16 protein-coding genes and 1 pseudogene are annotated in these 17,609 nt (G+C 70.8%); 14 read left to right on the top strand and 3 right to left on the bottom strand.

The window, feature by feature from the left end; all coding sequences use genetic code 11:
• Nucleotides 1-98: 98 nt before the first annotated feature.
• The gene (locus ACW4TU_RS17820; protein ID WP_457428801.1) at nucleotides 99-1,841 is read right to left on the bottom strand and encodes a dolichyl-phosphate-mannose--protein mannosyltransferase; all 1,743 of its coding nucleotides are present in this window, start codon (nucleotides 1,839-1,841) and stop codon (nucleotides 99-101) included.
• Between the two features lie 62 nt (nucleotides 1,842-1,903).
• On the opposite strand from ACW4TU_RS17820, the gene rsmI reads away from it, so the two are divergent.
• The 4 genes from rsmI (at nucleotide 1,904) to ACW4TU_RS17800 (ending at nucleotide 5,779) form a co-directional block, all read left to right on the top strand.
• On the top strand, nucleotides 1,904-2,800 hold the full coding sequence (rsmI, locus tag ACW4TU_RS17815; RefSeq protein WP_457428800.1) for a 16S rRNA (cytidine(1402)-2'-O)-methyltransferase: 897 nt from the start codon (nucleotides 1,904-1,906) through the stop codon (nucleotides 2,798-2,800).
• Nucleotides 2,801-2,976: 176 nt separating this feature from the next.
• Complete coding sequence (locus tag ACW4TU_RS17810; protein WP_457428799.1) at nucleotides 2,977-3,375, top strand: hypothetical protein; 399 nt, start codon at nucleotides 2,977-2,979, stop codon at nucleotides 3,373-3,375.
• Between the two features lie 53 nt (nucleotides 3,376-3,428).
• Entirely contained in the window at nucleotides 3,429-4,307 is an 879-nt protein-coding gene (locus tag ACW4TU_RS17805; RefSeq protein ID WP_457428798.1) for a TatD family hydrolase, read from the top strand.
• Nucleotides 4,308-4,414: 107 nt separating this feature from the next.
• Complete coding sequence (locus tag ACW4TU_RS17800; protein WP_457428797.1) at nucleotides 4,415-5,779, top strand: ubiquitin-like domain-containing protein; 1,365 nt, start codon at nucleotides 4,415-4,417, stop codon at nucleotides 5,777-5,779.
• 23 nt (nucleotides 5,780-5,802) lie between these two features.
• Here the strand turns inward: ACW4TU_RS17800 and ACW4TU_RS17795 are convergent, their stop codons facing one another.
• Entirely contained in the window at nucleotides 5,803-6,060 is a 258-nt protein-coding gene (locus tag ACW4TU_RS17795; protein ID WP_457428796.1) for a hypothetical protein, read from the bottom strand.
• Nucleotides 6,061-6,309: 249 nt separating this feature from the next.
• Here ACW4TU_RS17795 and ACW4TU_RS17790 point away from each other — a divergent pair, with 249 nt between their 5' ends.
• The 6 genes from ACW4TU_RS17790 to ACW4TU_RS17765 all read left to right on the top strand — a co-directional run bounded on the left by ACW4TU_RS17790 (nucleotide 6,310) and on the right by ACW4TU_RS17765 (nucleotide 12,075).
• The gene (locus ACW4TU_RS17790; protein ID WP_457428795.1) at nucleotides 6,310-6,855 is read left to right on the top strand and encodes a hypothetical protein; all 546 of its coding nucleotides are present in this window, start codon (nucleotides 6,310-6,312) and stop codon (nucleotides 6,853-6,855) included.
• Between the two features lie 82 nt (nucleotides 6,856-6,937).
• Nucleotides 6,938-7,540, top strand: coding sequence for an isochorismatase family protein (locus tag ACW4TU_RS17785; protein WP_457428794.1), 603 nt, complete (start codon nucleotides 6,938-6,940; stop codon nucleotides 7,538-7,540).
• A gap of 10 nt (nucleotides 7,541-7,550) precedes the next feature.
• Nucleotides 7,551-8,459: a GlxA family transcriptional regulator gene (locus tag ACW4TU_RS17780; protein ID WP_457428793.1), complete on the top strand. Its 909-nt coding sequence runs from the start codon at nucleotides 7,551-7,553 to the stop codon at nucleotides 8,457-8,459.
• Between the two features lie 403 nt (nucleotides 8,460-8,862).
• Nucleotides 8,863-9,777 carry a 16S rRNA (adenine(1518)-N(6)/adenine(1519)-N(6))-dimethyltransferase RsmA gene (rsmA, locus tag ACW4TU_RS17775; protein ID WP_457428792.1) on the top strand — a complete coding sequence of 305 codons (915 nt, stop codon included), beginning with the start codon at nucleotides 8,863-8,865 and terminating at the stop codon, nucleotides 9,775-9,777.
• Nucleotides 9,774-10,667: a 4-(cytidine 5'-diphospho)-2-C-methyl-D-erythritol kinase gene (locus tag ACW4TU_RS17770; protein WP_457428791.1), complete on the top strand. Its 894-nt coding sequence runs from the start codon at nucleotides 9,774-9,776 to the stop codon at nucleotides 10,665-10,667. Before rsmA ends, ACW4TU_RS17770 begins: the two co-directional genes overlap by 4 nt.
• Before the next feature lie 238 nt (nucleotides 10,668-10,905).
• Nucleotides 10,906-12,075, top strand: coding sequence for a peptidoglycan recognition protein family protein (locus ACW4TU_RS17765; RefSeq protein WP_457428790.1), 1,170 nt, complete (start codon nucleotides 10,906-10,908; stop codon nucleotides 12,073-12,075).
• A 64-nt stretch (nucleotides 12,076-12,139) separates the two neighbouring features.
• On the opposite strand, the pseudogene ACW4TU_RS17760 reads toward ACW4TU_RS17765, so the two are convergent.
• Nucleotides 12,140-12,226, bottom strand: a pseudogene (locus tag ACW4TU_RS17760) (proprotein convertase P-domain-containing protein); the annotation flags it as partial.
• A gap of 29 nt (nucleotides 12,227-12,255) precedes the next feature.
• Here ACW4TU_RS17760 and ACW4TU_RS17755 point away from each other — a divergent pair.
• From ACW4TU_RS17755 to ACW4TU_RS17740, 4 genes are all read left to right on the top strand, one after another.
• Nucleotides 12,256-12,858 carry a contact-dependent growth inhibition system immunity protein gene (locus tag ACW4TU_RS17755; protein WP_457428789.1) on the top strand — a complete coding sequence of 201 codons (603 nt, stop codon included), beginning with the start codon at nucleotides 12,256-12,258 and terminating at the stop codon, nucleotides 12,856-12,858.
• Between the two features lie 95 nt (nucleotides 12,859-12,953).
• The gene (locus ACW4TU_RS17750; RefSeq protein WP_457428788.1) at nucleotides 12,954-13,586 is read left to right on the top strand and encodes a hypothetical protein; all 633 of its coding nucleotides are present in this window, start codon (nucleotides 12,954-12,956) and stop codon (nucleotides 13,584-13,586) included.
• A 146-nt stretch (nucleotides 13,587-13,732) separates the two neighbouring features.
• A complete protein-coding gene (locus ACW4TU_RS17745) occupies nucleotides 13,733-15,538 on the top strand; it encodes an ABC-F family ATP-binding cassette domain-containing protein (RefSeq protein WP_457428787.1) in 1,806 nt (601 codons plus the stop codon).
• 274 nt (nucleotides 15,539-15,812) lie between these two features.
• Complete coding sequence (locus ACW4TU_RS17740; RefSeq protein ID WP_457428786.1) at nucleotides 15,813-17,600, top strand: outer membrane protein assembly factor BamB family protein; 1,788 nt, start codon at nucleotides 15,813-15,815, stop codon at nucleotides 17,598-17,600.
• Nucleotides 17,601-17,609 lie beyond the last annotated feature (9 nt).

Here is a 17,609-nt window from a genome sequence, read left to right as displayed (position 1 = left end):
GGGTGTTCCCTCCCCGTTGGCCCATGCACTGTAAGTGGCCTGAGGGGCAGCTGTGGGGAGAGTTTCCTTCTCTGTCTTAACTCTTGTCCGAAGAGTGACTACACCCAGGTATCCAGCCACATCCGTGAACGCCAGGAATCGATGGGAATCGCCGTCCCCGTGTACAGCGGCCAGAAATAAATGAAGTTCCAGGCGATCAGCAGCACCAGTACGCCCGCGCCCGCCGCGCCCGCGACCCGGCGGCGTTCGCTCGACCCCGGTGGGCCGACGATCGCGCCGATCATCATCGCCAGGGCCAGGCAGAGGAAGGGCAGGAAGACGATCGCGTAGAAGTAGAAGATCGTGCGCTCCTGGTACAGGAACCAGGGGGCGTAGCCCGCCGCGATCCCGCAGGCGATGGCGCCCGCCCGCCAGTCGCGCCGCAGCAGCCAGCGGTACAGGACGTACGCGACCGCGAAGCAGGCCGCCCACCACAGGAGGGGCGTGCCGAGGGCCAGGACCTCGCGGGCGCACTGCTCGCCCGAGTCGGTGGGGCAGCCGCCCTTGCCGGGTTGGGGGGACTCGTAGAAGAACGAGACCGGGCGGCCCAGGACCAGCCAACTCCACGGGTTCGACTGGTAGTTGTGCGGGGTGTGCAGGCCCACGTGGAACTCGTACACCGCGTGTTCGTAGTGCCAGAGGCTGCGCCACCAGTCGGGGAACAGCCAGGACCAGCTGCTGCCCTTGCCCTCGGTGGCCGCCCAGTTGCGGTAGTAGCCGCCGGTGCCGTCCGAGGGGGAGAGGATCCAGGCCGTCCAGGAGAGCACGTACGTGAGGACGGCGACCGGGATCGTGGCCAGGAACGCCCAGCCCAGGTCGCGCTTGAGGACCGCCTCGTACGGGTGACGGGCGCCGGCGACCTTGCGGGTGCCGACGTCCCACAGCACCGCCATCACACAGAACGCGGCCAGGATGTACAGGCCGTTCCACTTCGTGCCGATGGCCAGGCCCAGCATCAGGCCGGCGAGCCAGCGCCAGGGGCGGACGCCGAAGCGGGTCGTCTCGGCGATGTGCGCGTCCGGTCGTACGACGCCGTCCGCGTCCGGTGGGAGCGCCGCCGCCAGCCGTTCGCGGGCCCTGTCCCGGTCGACGACCAGGCAGCCGAAGGCGGCGAGGACGAAGAACTGCAGGACGCCGTCGAGGAGTGAGGTGCGGCTCATCACGAAGGCCAGGCCGTCCACCGCCATCAGCGCGCCCGCCAGGCAGCCCAGGAAGGTGGAGCGGAAGACGCGGCGGCCGACGCGGCACAGGATCAGGATCGACAACGTGCCCAGCAGCGCCGTCATGAAGCGCCAGCCGAACGGATTGAACCCGAACATCCATTCGCCGAGCCCGATGACGTACTTGCCGACGGGCGGATGCACGACATAGGCCGGATCCGTCGGGATCGCCACATGCCCGTCGGTCTTCAGGATCAGGTCGTTGACGTCCTTGTCCCAGTTGACCTCGAAGCCGCGGTGGATGATGCCCCACGCGTCCTTCGCGTAGTACGTCTCGTCGAACATCACCCGCTTCGGACTGCCCAGGTCCCAGAAGCGCAGCACGCCCGCCAGCAGCGTCACCAGCAGCGGGCCGCCCCAGCCGGACCAGCGCGTGATCCGGTCGGAGAGGGCCGGCGGCAGCCCGAGGGTCGCCCACAGACGGGGGTTCGGCTCGGTGTACGGCGGCACCAGCCGGCCGCGGACATCGCTTCTCGGCTTCGCCGTGTATCCGTATCGGCGCAGCCGCTGCTGCCACGCCGGCCGTTGCTCTGGCGAGGGGTCGCTTGGCCGGATGTCCGTGGAGGGCGCGGTACTGGTCACCGCGCCATCGTAGGGAACAGCTCTGTGTGAGTCCCGCGGAAGGGCCCTGCGAGGATGGAAACGTGACAGGAACCTTGGTTTTGGCAGGCACCCCCATCGGCGACATCACGGACGCGCCGCCCCGGCTCGCGGCGGAACTGGCGGGCGCCGACGTCATCGCCGCCGAGGACACCCGGCGGCTGCGCCGGCTCACCCAGGGGCTCGGCGTGCAGCCCAAGGGCCGGGTGGTGTCGTACTTCGAGGGCAACGAGGCCGCGCGCACCCCCGAACTGGTCGAGGCGCTGCTCGGCGGCTCGCGGGTGCTGCTGGTGACGGACGCGGGCATGCCGTCGGTGTCCGACCCCGGGTACCGGCTGGTCGCCGCCGCCGTGGAGAAGGACATCAGGGTGACGGCCGTACCCGGCCCGTCCGCCGTGCTCACCGCGCTCGCGCTGTCCGGGCTGCCCGTCGACCGCTTCTGCTTCGAGGGCTTCCTGCCGCGGAAGGCGGGCGAACGCCTCTCCCGGCTTCGGGAGGTGGCGGAGGAACGCCGCACCCTCGTCTACTTCGAGGCCCCGCACCGCCTCGACGACACCCTCGCCGCCATGTCCGAGGTGTTCGGCACCGGCCGACGGGCCGCCGTCTGCCGGGAGTTGACGAAGACGTACGAGGAGGTCAAACGCGGTCCGCTGGCCGAGCTGGCCCAGTGGGCGGCCCAGGGCGTACGGGGTGAGATCACCGTCGTCGTCGAGGGCGCCCCCGAGCGGGACGGCGGTGAGCTCGGCGCGGAAGAACTGGTGCGGCGGGTGCGGGTGCGCGAGGAGGCGGGGGAGCGGCGCAAGGAGGCCATCGCGGCGGTCGCGGCCGAGGTGGGGCTGCCCAAGCGGGAGGTGTTCGACGCGGTCGTGGCGGCGAAGAACGCGGAGGGCGCGGAGAGGTCCGCGGGCGCTACGGGAAGTGCGACGCCGGTCACGCCATAAGGGGGCAAAGGGGAAGGGCGGAAGGCAAAGCCCCGACCTCGGATCCGGGCCGTTCCCACAAGGAATGGCCAAGACGACTTCAACAGTCGACAGGTCTGATGCCTTCACGTCGGCGGAGGCGTCCACTGGTTCACAGGACGCACCCGTCCTTTGTCCAGCGGACAAGAGGAGCTGGCATGAGCGAGATCACCGGCCACCGCAGCACGGCCACCGCAGTCGTTCACGAGTCGTATTCCTTCGCCTGCATGCGCTGCGGGCACGGCTGGGAACAGTCGTACGAGATCGAGCACCACATCGACGCCGAGGGCGGCGAGATGGTCATGTACGTGACGGAGGGCCGCGTCGTACCGTCCCCGCTGACCCGTCCCACCTGCCAGAACTGCGACGGCCATGTCGTACGCATCATGCGGGCCGGGCAGGTGTCGTCGGTGCAGAACTCGATGCACCGGCAGCGCTCGGCCCCCAAGGCGGTACCGGTGACGGACACGGCCGCCGCCGAGCCCGGGGCGCCGAAGGAAGACCACCACTGGCACCTCTCGGATCTCCTGCACCCGTTCCACCGCAAGGCGAGTTAGCTCCGCCTGGCTCCCCCGGACAGGCGGGCATGCCCCTTTCGTAGGATCGGGGCATGTCTGCCAAGTCCGATGCCGCCTCCGCGCCGCCGTTGCCCGAACCCCTACGGGTGGCGGTCGCCGATTCCCACACCCACCTCGACATGCAGTCCGGCACCGTCGCGGAAGGCCTCGCGAAGGCCGCGTCGGTCGGGGTGACGACGGTCGTCCAGGTCGGCTGCGACATCAAGGGCTCCCGGTGGGCGGCCGAGACGGCGGCCACGCACGACAGCGTGCACGCGACCGTCGCCCTGCACCCGAACGAGGCCCCCCGCATCGTCCACGGCGACCCCGACGGCTGGTCCCGGCAGGGCGCGCGGGTGCCCGGCGGAGACGCCGCCCTGGACGAGGCGCTGGCCGAGATCGACCGGCTGGCCGGGCTCCCGCAGGTCAAGGGTGTCGGGGAAACGGGACTGGACTACTTCCGCACCGGGCCCGAGGGCAAGGCGGCCCAGGAGCGGTCCTTCCGGGCGCACATCGAGATCGCCAAACGGCACGGCAAGGCGCTGGTCATCCACGACCGGGACGCGCACGCCGACGTCCTGCGGGTCCTGAAGGAAGAGGGCGCCCCCGAGCGGACCGTCTTCCACTGCTACTCCGGCGACGCGGAGATGGCCGAAGTCTGCGCCGCGAACGGCTACTTCATGTCCTTCGCCGGCAACATGACCTTCAAGAACGCCCAGCCCCTGCGCGACGCGCTCGCCGTGGCCCCCCTTGAGCTGGTCCTCGTCGAGACGGACGCGCCCTTCCTCACCCCGGCGCCGTACCGGGGTCGCCCCAACGCTCCCTACCTCATCCCGGTCACCCTGCGGGCGATGGCCGAGGTGCGGGGCACCGACGAGGACAGCCTGGCGACGGCCATCTCGGCGAACACCGCACGCGCCTTCGATTACTGACAGCACTGACATGCGTTGACGCTCGGTAGTCGCGTCGCTTTGGAGAGTGACGGCCGCTCCGCTAGGTTCTGGTGCTCGTCCGTCGCCGGAACCTGGAGCGTGTCGTCGTGAGCAGTTCGCCGTACGAGACGTACAGCCCCGTCAGCGGGCCGCCGCCGCCCTACGAGGAGTTGTACGGGGCGTACGACCCGCACACCGCCGAGACGGTGGCGTACGGGGTGCCGCACGGCGTGCCGTACGAGGACACGTACAGGCCCGCCTACGAGCCCCCGGCGCCCCCGGAGCCGATGACGCCCACGCTGCCCCAGCAGCAGCGGCAGGCGCCCCGTGGACGGGCCCGGGAGGGGCGGGCGGCCAGGCGCCGCAAGGGCTCCGAGCGGCCCGACGCCATCCGGCGGTTGCTGCCGCAGGCGCTTGTCGTGGCGTTCCTCGCGGGCGGTACGACGGCCTTCGTCGCCAAGGACAAGGCGATCGAACTGAACGTCGACGGCAAGCCGCGCACCCTGCACACCTTCGCCGACGACGTGACCGAACTGCTGGCCGACGAGGGGGTCGCGGTCGGCGCCCACGACGTCGTCGCCCCCGCGCCGGGCACCGCACTGGCCAGCGGCGACGAGGTCCGCGTCCACTACGGGCGACCCGTACGGATCACTCTGGACGGTGAACGGCGCGAGGTGTGGACGACGGCACACACGGTGGAGGAAGCGCTCGCGGAGTTCGGGGTGCGCGCGGAGGGCGCGTACCTGTCGCTCGCGCGCTCCCAGAAAATCGGACGCCAGGGACTGACCATTGACGTCCGCACCGAGCGCACGGTGACGATCATGGCGGACGGGCAGGCCCGCACGATCCGCACGAACGCGGCGACGGTCGGCGAGGCGGTGGAGGAGGCCGGGATCACGCTCCGCGGCGAGGACATGATCTCGGTGGCAGCCGGGAGCTTCCCGCGCGACGGCCAGACGGTGACGGTGCTGCGGGTGACGGGCTGGAAGGAGCTGCACGAGGAGGCGATTCCGTTCGACATCCGGCGTACCAGGGACGCGACCCTGTTCAAGGGCACCGAAGTCGTCGACCAGGCGGGCCGCCCCGGCCTGCGCCGGGTCACCTTCGCCGTGCGCGCGGTCAACGGCGTGAAGCAGAAGCCACGCCGGGTGCGTACGGAGGTGGTGCGCGAGCCACGGGCCCAGCTGGTGCGGGTCGGCTCGAAGCCCATGCCGACCTCGGTGCAGGGAGCGGACCATCTGGACTGGGGTTCGCTGGCGGCCTGCGAGTCCGGGGGGCGCCCGAACGCGGTGGACCCGTCGGGGACCTACGGGGGGCTGTACCAGTTCGACACGCAGACGTGGCAGAGCCTGGGGGGCTCCGGGCGGCCTCAGGACGCGACGGCCACGGAGCAGACGCTCCGCGCGAAGAGGCTGTATGTGAAGCGGGGGGCGGGGCCTTGGCCGCACTGTGGGGGGCGGTTGCACGGGTGAGGGCCTCGAAGAGAGCTCCGGTGTCACATCGTCGATGTCCGGGACGAGGTAGGAGTGCTTCCGGCCCAAGGGGCTTCCACGCTCACCTGAAGAGAGTGGGGAGGTCGCTGCTCGGCCTCGGACGAGTCGTCGGTCAGCACCCAGATCGCGACCATGGCGAAGAAGCCGATGACGAGAAGTGCCGGCAGACCCAGGATGAGGGCGACCACCCACCACCTGGTCCGTCCCGAGGGGGCCTGGATGTCCTCGTGCCCCACCGGCGAGCCCTGTGTCGTTCCCATGAGATCCATCCTTCGTCCGCCTGTACCTGTCGCCAGCCCATCCAACCAGGAGCTTCACCTCGTCGTACGCTCAGCCTCCCCCAACTCGACCTGTACTCAATCAGGTTGGCAACACCACGGAGGTTCGTCCGCAGACAGGCCCCACTGCGGCGCCTCCTGCGCCGACGCGTCACCAGCCTGCTCGCGCAGCGTCGGCCACTTCCGCACCCTGAACTCGGGTGACTCTCGGGCACACCTACACTCGCGCCCATGATCTCCCTGGACGACCCGCGCTGGCCCGCCCTCGACCACCGAGGTTGGTCCGACGGGCAGGGCACGGAGGGCGCCCCTTTCGTCCCCGACGAGTTGCGGTACCTGGCGGCCCACCCCACCACCTCCGGTAGGCGGTTCAACGACCTGTGGCCGTACCTGTGCTCCGAGGGCACCGCCTGGCCGGCGGCCTACGCCTCGGTGCCTCACATCGTCACCATCGCGCGTGGGCTTCCCGCTGCCCAGCGCGATGACTACCTCTACGTCATCGGCCTCGTGGCCATCTGCTCCGGCGAACTCGGGGAAGTCCCGACAGACCTCCCCGAGGACATCGCGGATGCCTACCGACACGCCCTCCCCGAGGCGCTGACCCTCCTCGCGGAAACGCTGGCCACGGCGGAGCACGACCAGATCACGACCCGCTACCTCCTTGCCGCGACGGCGGCGCTCAAAGGGCACCCCGAATACGCCGAGATACTCAACGACCTCGATGTCCACGCCGAATGCCAGTCCTGCGGCGAACCCATGCTCGAACTCCCGGAGTAACCGCGTCCCCTGACCGGATCCGTCCGCATCGGGACCCGATGGGGCCTGTCGCCGTGCCCTCCGCGTGGCTGAGGCTGGACGCATGACCCGAGCGCTGATCGTCATCGATGTCCAGGAGTCCTTCCGCGCCCGCCCGCTGTGGGAGACCATCTCCGACCCGAAGATCGCCGACAAGGTCAACCGGCTGGTCCGGTCGGCCCGCCGCGCCGGGGACCTGGTGGTGTGGGTACTGCACTCCGAGCCCGGGAGTGGCGGCGTCTTCGATCCGGCGCTCGGCCATGTGCGGCTGCTGGAGGAACTGGAGCGGCCGGAGGACGGCGAACCGCTGATCCACAAGACCTCGCACAACGCCTTCACCACCACCAACCTGCAGCAACGCCTCACCGAGCACGGCATCCACGAAGTCGCCGTCTGCGGCATCCGCACCGAGCAGTGCGTGGAGACCACCGCCCGAGTGGCGAGCGACCTCGGTTACCAGGTCACCTTCGTCGTCGACGCGACCGCCACCAACCCCATCCCGCACCGCGACGCCCCCGCCGACCGGAGCGTCGCGGAACTGCTCGCCGACCCCCGTACCCTGTCCGCCGACGAGATCATCCGGCGCACCGAGTACGCTCTCGCCGGCCGCTTCGCCACCATCGCGACGGTCGACGAGCTGGAAACCGCGGCCGGTCTTCCGGCATGATGACCGAATCGTGAGCCACGTCGTCTTCTTCCTGGTGCCCGGAGTCCATCTGCTCGACCTGGCCGGCCCCGCGCAGGTCTTCTCCACCGCAGCCGACCTCGGGCACCCGTACACCCTCGCCTATGTCGCCGAGCAGCCGCAGATCCCCACAGCCCAGGGGCTGCCCCTGGTGGCCGGGCTGGGCTGGCCCGAACTCGGGCCCGAGGACCTGGTCGTGGTCCCCGGCTGGCGGACCGTCACCCTGGCCGACTCGCCCGCCATCGCCGACGCCTCCCTGCAGGTCCTGCGGGACCACCACACCCGGGGCGGAACGGTGGCCAGCGTCTGCGCCGGCGCGGAGGCACTCGGGCGGGCCGGCCTGCTCAGGGGCCGCCGCTGCACCACCCATCACGACGTGCAGGACGAGCTGGCCCTGCGCCACCCCGGGGCGGTCGTCGTCCGCGACGTCCTGTTCACCGCCGACGACCGGGTGATCACCTCCGCCGGTATCGCCAGCGGCATCGACCTGGCCCTCCACCTCGTCGCCGGCCGGCACGGGCCCGCCGTCGCCGCCCAGGTCGCCCGGGACATGGTCGTCTACGCCCGCCGCAACGGCCACGAGCCGCAGGCCAGCGCGATGTTCCGGCACCGGTCCCACCTCGACGACACCGTGCACCGCGCCCAGGACCTCATCGACACCCGCTTCGACCAGCCGCTCCCGCTGCCCCACCTGGCCTCGGCCGTCGGCGTCAGCGAACGCACCCTCACCCGCCTCTTCACCCGCGCCACCGGCCTCACCCCGCTGCGCTACCAGCAGACCCTGCGCCTGGAACGCGCCGAGCACCTCATCAGCCACGGCGCCACGGTCGACGCCGCCGCCCACTCGGTCGGCTTCGAGGACGCCCGCATGCTGCGCCGCCTGCGCACCCGCGCCGCCTGACGGGGCATGGTGAGGGAGAGCACGAGGTCACTCGGCTCCGGGGGGAAGCCGTAGATGCCGTCGCCCGCCGGTGGCGCGTCCGGGATCTCTTCCGTCCCCGTCTCCCGGTCCAGCGCCACCCGCGTGAGCAGCCCGAGCGCGTCGGCGACCTGCCTGTTGTCACCGTCGGGCACGGCCAGCCAGGACATCTTGCAGCCGATTCCCACAGCACTCCCCCCTCCCACACGCGTACGCGGGCATCGCGAGGCCCCCACCACCCCCGACAGGTCGGCCGACCCGGGGCATGCCCACGCCGAGCACCCTGGGCGCACCCACCGACAACGGCACTGAGCCCACACCGCCCTCCAGCCCCACCCAGCCCATCTGCACACCCCCGCCCCCCCACCCCCCGTACCCTGGACCCGTGAGTACCAGCCCCGTCCCCGATGCCCTGTTCGGCGCCGCCGACATCCGTGAGCTGGCCGACGTCCTCGGCGTCAGGCCCACCAAGCAGCGCGGGCAGAACTTCGTGATCGACGCCAACACCGTCCGCCGTATCGTGCGCACCGCAGGTGTGCGGCCCGACGACGTGGTCGTCGAGGTCGGGCCGGGGCTCGGGTCCCTCACCCTCGCGCTGCTGGAGGCCGCCGACCGGGTCGTCGCCGTCGAGATCGACGACGTGCTCGCGGGCGCGCTGCCCGCCACCGTCGCCGCCCGGATGCCCGGCTGCGTGGACCGGTTCGCGCTGGTGCACTCCGACGCGATGCGCGTCACCGAACTGCCGGGCCCCCCGCCCACCGCACTGGTCGCCAACCTCCCGTACAACGTCGCCGTGCCCGTGCTGCTGCACATGCTGGAGACGTTCCCGAGCATCGAGCGGACGCTGGTGATGGTGCAGGCCGAGGTCGCCGACCGGCTCGCCGCGCCGCCCGGGTCGAAGGTGTACGGCGTCCCGTCCGTGAAGGCCAACTGGTACGCAGAGGTCAAGCGGGCCGGTTCCATCGGGCGCAACGTCTTCTGGCCCGCGCCCAACGTCGACAGCGGGCTCGTCTCGCTCGTCCGGCGGGCCGAGCCGCTGAAGACGACCGCCGAGCGGCGCGAGGTGTTCGCCGTCGTCGACGCCGCCTTCGCTCAACGGCGCAAGACCCTGCGCGCCGCACTCGCCGGCTGGGCCGGGTCGGCCGCCGCCGCCGAGAGCGCCCTCGTCGCCGCCGGAGTCTCCCCGCAGGCCCGCGGCGAGTCCCTGAGCGTCGAGGAGTTCGTCCGCATCGCGGAGAACAAGGTCCAGGAGAACAAGGTCCAGCAGCACACTGACGACGAGGAGTCCGGGCAGCTGTGAGCGTTACCGTTCAGGTTCCCGCCAAGGTCAACGTCCAGCTCGCGGTGGGTGCCGCGCGCCCCGACGGCTTCCACGACCTCGCCAACGTCTTCCTCGCCGTCGGCCTCTTCGACGAGGTGACCGTCACCCCGGCAGCGGAACTCCGGATCACCTGTGAGGGGCCCGACGCCGCCCAAGTCCCCCTCGACGGTACGAATCTCGCCGCCCGTGCCGCCGTCGCGCTCGCCGAGCGGTACGGCCGTACGCCCGACGTGCACATCCACATCGCCAAGGACATCCCCGTCGCCGGCGGGATGGCGGGCGGCAGTGCCGACGGCGCCGGTGCGCTGCTCGCCTGCGACGCGCTGTGGGGGACCGGGGCCTCGCGTGTCGAACTCCTCGACATCTGCGCCGAGTTGGGCAGCGATGTGCCCTTCAGTCTGGTGGGCGGGGCCGCGCTCGGGATCGGGCGCGGGGAGAAGCTGACGGTCCTGGAGACCGGCGGCACCTTCCACTGGGTGTTCGCGATGGCGGAGCGCGGGCTGTCGACACCGGCCGTGTTCCGGGAGTTCGACCGGCTGGTCGCCGACAGTGACGTTCCGGTGCCCGTCGCCTCGCCGGAACTCCTCGACGCGCTCGCCGAGGGCGACCCGGACGCGCTCGCCGCCACCGTCTCCAACGACCTCCAGCCCGCCGCCCTGTCCCTGTTCCCGGCCCTCGCCGACACCCTCGCCGCAGGTCGCGCCGCCGGTGCGCTGACCGCGCTGGTCTCGGGTTCGGGTCCGACGACGGCGTTCCTCGCCCGGGACGCGGGGGCCGCGCAGCAGGTGGCGCGGGCACTGTCGGCGTCCGGTACCTGTCGTGCCGTACGGGTGACCGCGGGTCCCGTACCGGGCGCCAGGGTGTTGTAACAGCGCGTACACGACAGTCACCCCATTTGTCCGACGCCCACAGGGAATTCACCGACCTTTGGCCTGGACCTGTGTGGATGGGGCGGGTGTGGCGAGTAAGGTCTTCTCAACTTCAAGCACTCGCCGTTCGCCACAAGTCTTAGCTGAGGCCCAGGAGTTCACCGAGTTCCAGAGTGCGCGTGCGGCGTGGGGTCCCCCTTGGGTTGCCAACTCCCCCAGCACTTCGGAAGGCATCTCCGTGTCAGTACCTCCCCCCTCCTCTTCCTCCCCGGCTCCCTCCCATCGCCGGAAGGTCCCCCTCACCCGGCGCGGAGTGATCGGCGCCGCGGGCGCTGTCGCCGTCGGCGGCGCGCTGACCCCCGTGGTCTTCGCGGCCACCAACGGCGAGGACTCCGCCCCCGGGACGACGGACAGCACGCCCGACGCGTCCGGTGCTCCGGGTACGGAGCCGCAGAAGTTCCCGGCGACCCGTACCGAGGCCGCCACCGGCACCGCCGAGGCCAGTGCCGCCTTCGGTATCTCGTACGTCGGTGTGCGCTGGAGCGGCGCGGCGGACGGCGCCGGGATCAGGTTCACCGGCGGTGCCTCCGCGCCCGGCACGTGGCAGGAGCTGAGCGGCGGTTGCGCGACCGTCGAGGGCGGCGGCACGGCGTTGGTGGCGGCGGGGGACGCCACCGCGTACGAGCTGAGGCTGCCGGACGGGGCGAGCGTGAGCGGGGCGCGGTCGCTGGCGATCGACACGACCGGCGGGGCCGGCAAGACCTTCCGGGTGCCGACCGAGCCGACCCGGGTGCGCGGGGTGGAGTACCTGTCGCGGCCGGCGTGGGGTGCCGACGAGTCGAAGCGCTACAAGGACGGGAAGGTCAACTCGCCCGAGGTGTACTACCCGTTCCAGACGGTCACCGTCCACCACACGGACACCCCGAACAACGACCCCGACCCGGCGTCGACCGTGCGCGGCATCTACGAGTACCACGCGGTCACCCTCGACTGGGGCGACATCGGCTACCACTTCCTCATCGACGAGGCGGGCGACGTCTACGAGGGCCGCTACTCCGGCGACGACCTCGTCCCCGCCTTCGACAAGGACGGCAAGCTCGTCACCGCCTTCCACACCGGCGGCTTCAACTCCGGCAACCTCGGCATCGCCCTCATCGGCACGCTGGTCGACCAGCCGCCGACGGACGCCGCCAAGGCCTCACTGATCCGCCTGATCAAGGTGATCGCCCGCTTCAAGGGCCTGGACCCGCAGGCGAAGCTGACCTATGTGAACCCGGTCAACGGTGTGACGAAGGACGTCAACGCGATCAGCGGCCACCGCGACTGGCTGGCGACCGACTGCCCCGGCCAGACGATGTACGACCTCCTCGGCGAGGTCCGTACGGCGGTCGCCGCCCAGCCCGCGTGACCAACGGCCGTGCGCCCCGGACGAGTCGCATCCCGGGGCGCACGGCTTTCTGTTCTGTGCGGGCTCAGAAGGTGAGCTTCCAGCTGTTGATGTAACCGGTGTCGGCGCTGTAGGTGTCCTGGACCCTGAGCTGCCAGGTCCCGTTGACGGTGGTCTCGCAAAGTAGGAAGGTGACCCGCTGTGCAACGCTTCACCGAGTTCGACTTCGGCGTCTCGTGGGTGATGGGCTTCTTCCATCAGGACTGGACGTATGAGGCGGACACCGCCGCCGAGGTCGTCGCGCAACACCTCCCGGAAGGGGCAGGCGAGGAGGCTTTGGCGGTTCGCCGGGACGCCCGGACGCTTGTCGACAACCTTCCGTCGGAGACGCTGGAGGTGCTGTGGACGGCCGGATCGCAGTACTGCCCGGGCTTCGGGCGGACCACGGGAGCCGAGTGGACGCGGACAGTCGTCGGCGTGTGTGACACCTGGTTGTCCGAGCAGAGTGAGGTACGCCCGCTCACCGGCGCGGACACGGAGGACGGCCTCACCCACCGGGATGCGGTCGTCGCGGAGATCGAGGCGATGGGGTTCCTGGCCGCCGAGGTACGTCGGGCGCTCGTCGACTGCGCTCACCACTGCACCCCGGACCTGGCGTTGCGGGTACTGCTGAGGGTCGCCGTGGACACCCCTGGGGCGTCTTTGTCCGATGACCGTTACAAGAGGCTGGAGAGCATCGGATCGGCGCTCCACTACGGCGAGTTCCTGGTGGAGGACGTCAAATTCCTGGTGGCCGACGACTAGAAGTACGGCGCGAGGGCTCTCCCCGTACGGCCGCAGGGGAAGAGCCCTCGCACGGCGTTTCCCGATCTGGTCCCCACATCCGGAGGTGACGGTCAGTGCGAAGTGCCGACGAGTCCGACTTCGGTGTGACATGGCTGATGAGCATGTTCCACGAGGACTGGAGTCATCACGGGCCCACGGCCGCCGACGCGGTCGGTTACCACCTCTGGGACGAACTGGACCCGGAGAGCGTCCTCGCGGTCCGGAGGGACGCCCGGCTTCTGCTGCGCCTTCCCTCGGAGACGATCGAGGCGCTGTGGCTGGCCGGCACGGCGGTCGGTCCGCCTTTCTTCTCCGGAGGACGGACCGGTGTCACTTCGGGAACGCGGTGGATGGAGACGCTCACCGGCCTGTCCGACGCCTGGTTGTACCGGCATGCGCAGACCGCCGTCCCCGCCGCCGTCCCCGCCGAGTGGGACGGCGTGGAGCTGGCCGACGTGGTCCTCGCCGAGATCGGTGAGGACCGCGTCGTACCGGAGGGCGTCGGGCGGGCGCTGGCCGAATGTGTCCGTCACTGCACTCCGGACCTGGCGTTCCGGCTGCTGCTGCGGGCGATGGCCCAGATCGGCACCGCGTCCGGCGCGACGCTCTCGCCGGAGCACTACGCGCGGCTGGCGGCACTGGGCTCGGTGCTGCACTACGGCGAGTTCGTCGTGATGAACGTCGAGTACCTGGTGGCAGACGAGTAGAGGCACGGCGTGAGGGCCCTCACGCGTGGGACCCGCACGGGACCCCACTCGCGGTGCCGTTTCGCCGGCCCCGCTAATCCGCCCGCCGACGACACCCACCCCACCAACTACCCTGGAAGGTCGACCCACCCCACCTCAGGAGCGAAATGGCCGTCAACCTCGTCAATGTCGAGAACGTCAGCAAGGTGTACGGGACCCGTGCCCTGCTCGACGGGATCTCGCTCGGGGTGTCCGAGGGGGACCGGATCGGGGTCGTGGGTCGTAATGGCGACGGCAAGACCACCCTCATCCGGATGCTCGCCAAGCTGGAGGAGGCCGACACCGGGCGTGTCACCCACTCCGGCGGACTGCGTCTGGGCGTGCTCACCCAGCACGACTCCCTCGACCCCACCGCCACCGTCCGCCACGAGGTCATCCGGGACATGGCGGACCACGAGTGGGCCGGAAACTCCAAGATCAGGGACGTACTCACCGGGCTGTTCGGCGGACTCGACCTCCCCGGGTTCCCGCAGGGCCTCGACACCGTCATCGCGCCCCTCTCCGGTGGTGAGCGGCGCCGGATCGCGCTCGCCAAGCTGCTCATCGACGATCCCGACCTGATCGTGCTCGACGAGCCCACCAACCACCTCGACGTCGAGGGCATCTCCTGGCTCGCCCGGCATCTGCGCGAGCGTCGCTCCGCGCTCGTCTGCGTCACCCACGACCGGTGGTTCCTCGACCAGGTCTGCACCAGCATGTGGGACGTGCAGAAGGGCGATGTGTACGAGTACGAGGGCGGCTACACCGACTACGTCTTCGCCCGCGCCGAACGCGAGCGCATCGCCGCCACCGAGGAGGTCAAGCGGCAGAACCTCGTCCGCAAGGAGCTGGCCTGGCTGCGGCGCGGGGCGCCCGCCCGTACGTCGAAGCCGCGCTTCCGCGTCGAGGCCGCCAACGAGCTGATCGCCGACGTACCGCCGCCCCGGGACAGCAGCGAGCTGATGAAGTTCGCCTCGACCCGGCTCGGCAAGACCGTGTTCGATCTGGAAGACGTGACCGTGCAGGCCGGGCCCAAGGTGCTGCTGAAGCACCTCACCTGGCAGCTCGGCCCCGGTGACCGCATCGGGCTCGTCGGGGTGAACGGCGCAGGCAAGACCTCCCTCCTGCGTGCCATGGCCGAGGCCGCCCGCAGCGGGGGTGAGACGCAGCCCGTCGCCGGGCGGGTCGCCGTGGGGAAGACCGTCAAGCTGGCCTATCTCTCCCAGGAGGTCGCCGAGCTCGACCCGAACCTGCGGGTGCTGGAGGCCGTCCAGCAGATCCGGGACCGCGTCGACCTCGGCAAGGGGCGCGAGCTGACCGCCGGGCAGCTGTGCGAGACGTTCGGGTTCGGCAAGGAGAAGCAGTGGACCCCGGTCGGGGACCTCAGCGGTGGTGAGCGGCGGCGCCTGCAGATCCTGCGCCTCCTCATGGACGAGCCCAACGTCCTCTTCCTCGACGAGCCCACCAACGACCTCGACATCGAGACCCTCACCCAGCTCGAGGACCTGCTCGACGGCTGGCCCGGCTCCATGGTCGTCATCTCCCACGACCGGTTCTTCATCGAGCGGACCACCGACCGCGTCTTCGCCCTCCTCGGCGACGCCACCCTCCGTATGCTGCCGCGCGGCATCGACGAGTACCTGGAGCGCCGCAAGCGGATGGAGGAGGTCGCGGCGGCCGCCGTACCGGTTCCCGCCGCCAAGGCCGGCAGCGAGAAGAGCGCCGCCGACACCCGTGCCGCGAAGAAGGAACTCCAGAAGATCGAGCGGCAGTTGGGCAAGATGTCCGAGCGCGAGACCAAGCTGCACGCCCAGATCGCCGACAACGCCACCGACTTCGGGAAGGTCGCCGAACTCGACGCCGAACTGCGCGAACTCATCGGCGAACGCGACGAGTTGGAAATGCGGTGGCTGGAACTCGCGGACGAGGCATAGCCGAAGCCCGACGAAGCGCGGCCGAAGGCGGACGAACCGTGAAACTCGCAGACATGGCGTGAAGAGCGCGTGAACGCGCATAACGGCGGCATCACGGGCCGGTTCGCCCTTGGGAACAGAGGTGGGCAGGGGCGGATACAGTCCGGTGCGGGGCGGCCACGGAGTGGTAGAAAGAGCCCTCTGAGAACTCCCTGAGTACCTCTCCGCGTGCGTCCGCGCACCGTTCGCGTATCCCAGGGTGTGGCTAAAAATCAGCTGAAGGGGGAACGCGCTGATGACCCAGCCGCCCAGCCAACCGCCCCAGGGGCCGCCCCCGGGCGGCTTCGGCCCGCCTCCACAGACCCCGCAGGGAGTGCCGCAGGGATCGCCGTACGGGGCCCCGCCGCCCCTGCCGCCGGCCCCGCCCACGCCCCAGCCGGGGTACGGCTATCCGCAGCAGCCCGGCCCCTACGCCCAACCGGGCCCGTACGGCGCCCAGTCCGGCCCCTACGCCCAGCAACCCCCGGCCTACGGGGCGGCGCCCGTCCCCGGTTACGGCTACCCCGGCCAGCAGCCCCCTCAGTTCCCCGGCGCCCCCGTACCCCCACCGCAGCTCCCGCCCGGCGGCGGTTCCCGCAGCCCCTTCAAGGGGCGGCCCGCGATGCTGCTGGGGGCGGCCGTCGCCGCGCTGCTCGTCATCGGGGGCACGGTGTACGCCGTGACCAGCGGCGGTGGCGACGACGACAAGCCCGTGGCCGGCGGCAGCGAGGCGGCCCCGGACCTCTCCGCGCCCGCCTCCGGCCCCGCCGACACCGGTGAGGGCGCCGACGACGGGAGCGGTGGTGCCGCCGGCGCGGACCCCGACGACCTCAACGAGGGGCGCAAGGCCGGCGAGTCGAAGGTGCTCTGGTACAAGGACGCCCCGGACGCGCCCGCCTCCGGCGCCGACGCGAGCGGCATGTGGATCACCGACAAGGTGGCCGTGAAGACGGCGTACAAGGAGGTGTTCGCGTACCGCGTCGGGGACGGGAACGCGGCCTGGGGGCCGATCGCCTTCCCGCAGAAGATCTGCGCCGTCACTCCACAGAGGTCGGCCGACGACAAGATCGTGGTCGCCTACATGAGCGGCGCCAGCGAGCGCGCCAAGTGCAACAAGCTCCAGGTACTCGACCTGAACACGGGTGCGAAGGGCTGGAGCGGCGAGGTCGCCGACGGGGCGCTGTTCGACAGCGCGCTCAGCGTCGAGCTGACGCTCACCGGGACGACCCTGATGGTCGGGCGCTCGCAGTCCGGCACGGCGTACGACCTGAACACCGGCGCCAAGCTGTTCGACAAGGTGAAGTACGGGGCCGCCTGCTTCCCCGCCGCCTTCGCGGGCGGCGCCAGGCTGATCGTCGTGTCGTCGTGCGGGGCGTCCACCTCCACCGAGCACGACGAGGTGCAGGAGCTCGACCCGAAGACCGGTGCGGTCCGCTGGACCAGGCCGATCCCGAAGGGCTGGTCGGTCGGGCGTACGTACTCCGTCGATCCCGTCGTCCTCTATCTCACCAACGAGGACAAGAAGTCGTGGAACATCTCCACGCTCAAGGCCGACGGCAGCTTCCGTTCCGAGGTCTCCGTCGACGAGTCCTTCGCACCCGTGTGCGGCTGGGCGATCCTCGAACGCGACCTCCAGGGCTGCCAGGGCGTCGCCACCGACGCCGACACCCTCTATCTGCCGACCAAGGCGACGGGCGGCGCGGGCGAGATCGTGGCGATCGACCTGGCCACCGGCAAGGAGAAGTGGCGCGCCAAGTCCCCGGCCGACGAATCGATGCTGCCGCTGAAGGTCGAGAGCGGCGCGCTCATCGCCTACGTCGAGCCGTCGTACGACACCGGCGGCCAGGTCGTGTCGATCCCCGTCACCGGCAGCGGCCACACCCCGACGACCCTGCTGAAGAACCCGGCGGCAGCCGCCGACGTCGAGAACGGCTTCTATTCCAAGGCGTACGACTGGGTCGACGGCCGCTTCTATCTCTCCACCACCCGGCTGAGCGGCAGGGACGACCAGAAGGAGAAGCTGATGCTCGCCTTCGGCAGGTGAGCCGCCCTC

This window comes from Streptomyces kryoterrae, from assembly GCF_054072135.1.
The sequence above is the reverse complement of the archived record's forward strand: the minus strand, read 5'-3'. Positions and strand labels throughout refer to the sequence as shown.

Bases quoted from the DNA above. Each gene is read 5' to 3' on its own strand.
- ACW4TU_RS17790 (WP_457428795.1), top strand. From the start codon at position 6,310: ATGATCTCCCTGGACGACCCGCGCTGGCCCGCCCTCGACCACCGAGGT.
- ACW4TU_RS17745 (WP_457428787.1), top strand. From the start codon at position 13,733: ATGGCCGTCAACCTCGTCAATGTCGAGAACGTCAGCAAGGTGTACGGG.
- ACW4TU_RS17795 (WP_457428796.1), bottom strand. From the start codon at position 6,060: ATGGGAACGACACAGGGCTCGCCGGTGGGGCACGAGGACATCCAGGCC.
- ACW4TU_RS17805 (WP_457428798.1), top strand. From the start codon at position 3,429: ATGTCTGCCAAGTCCGATGCCGCCTCCGCGCCGCCGTTGCCCGAACCC.
- ACW4TU_RS17810 (WP_457428799.1), top strand. From the start codon at position 2,977: ATGAGCGAGATCACCGGCCACCGCAGCACGGCCACCGCAGTCGTTCAC.
- ACW4TU_RS17785 (WP_457428794.1), top strand. From the start codon at position 6,938: ATGACCCGAGCGCTGATCGTCATCGATGTCCAGGAGTCCTTCCGCGCC.
- ACW4TU_RS17740 (WP_457428786.1), top strand. From the start codon at position 15,813: ATGACCCAGCCGCCCAGCCAACCGCCCCAGGGGCCGCCCCCGGGCGGC.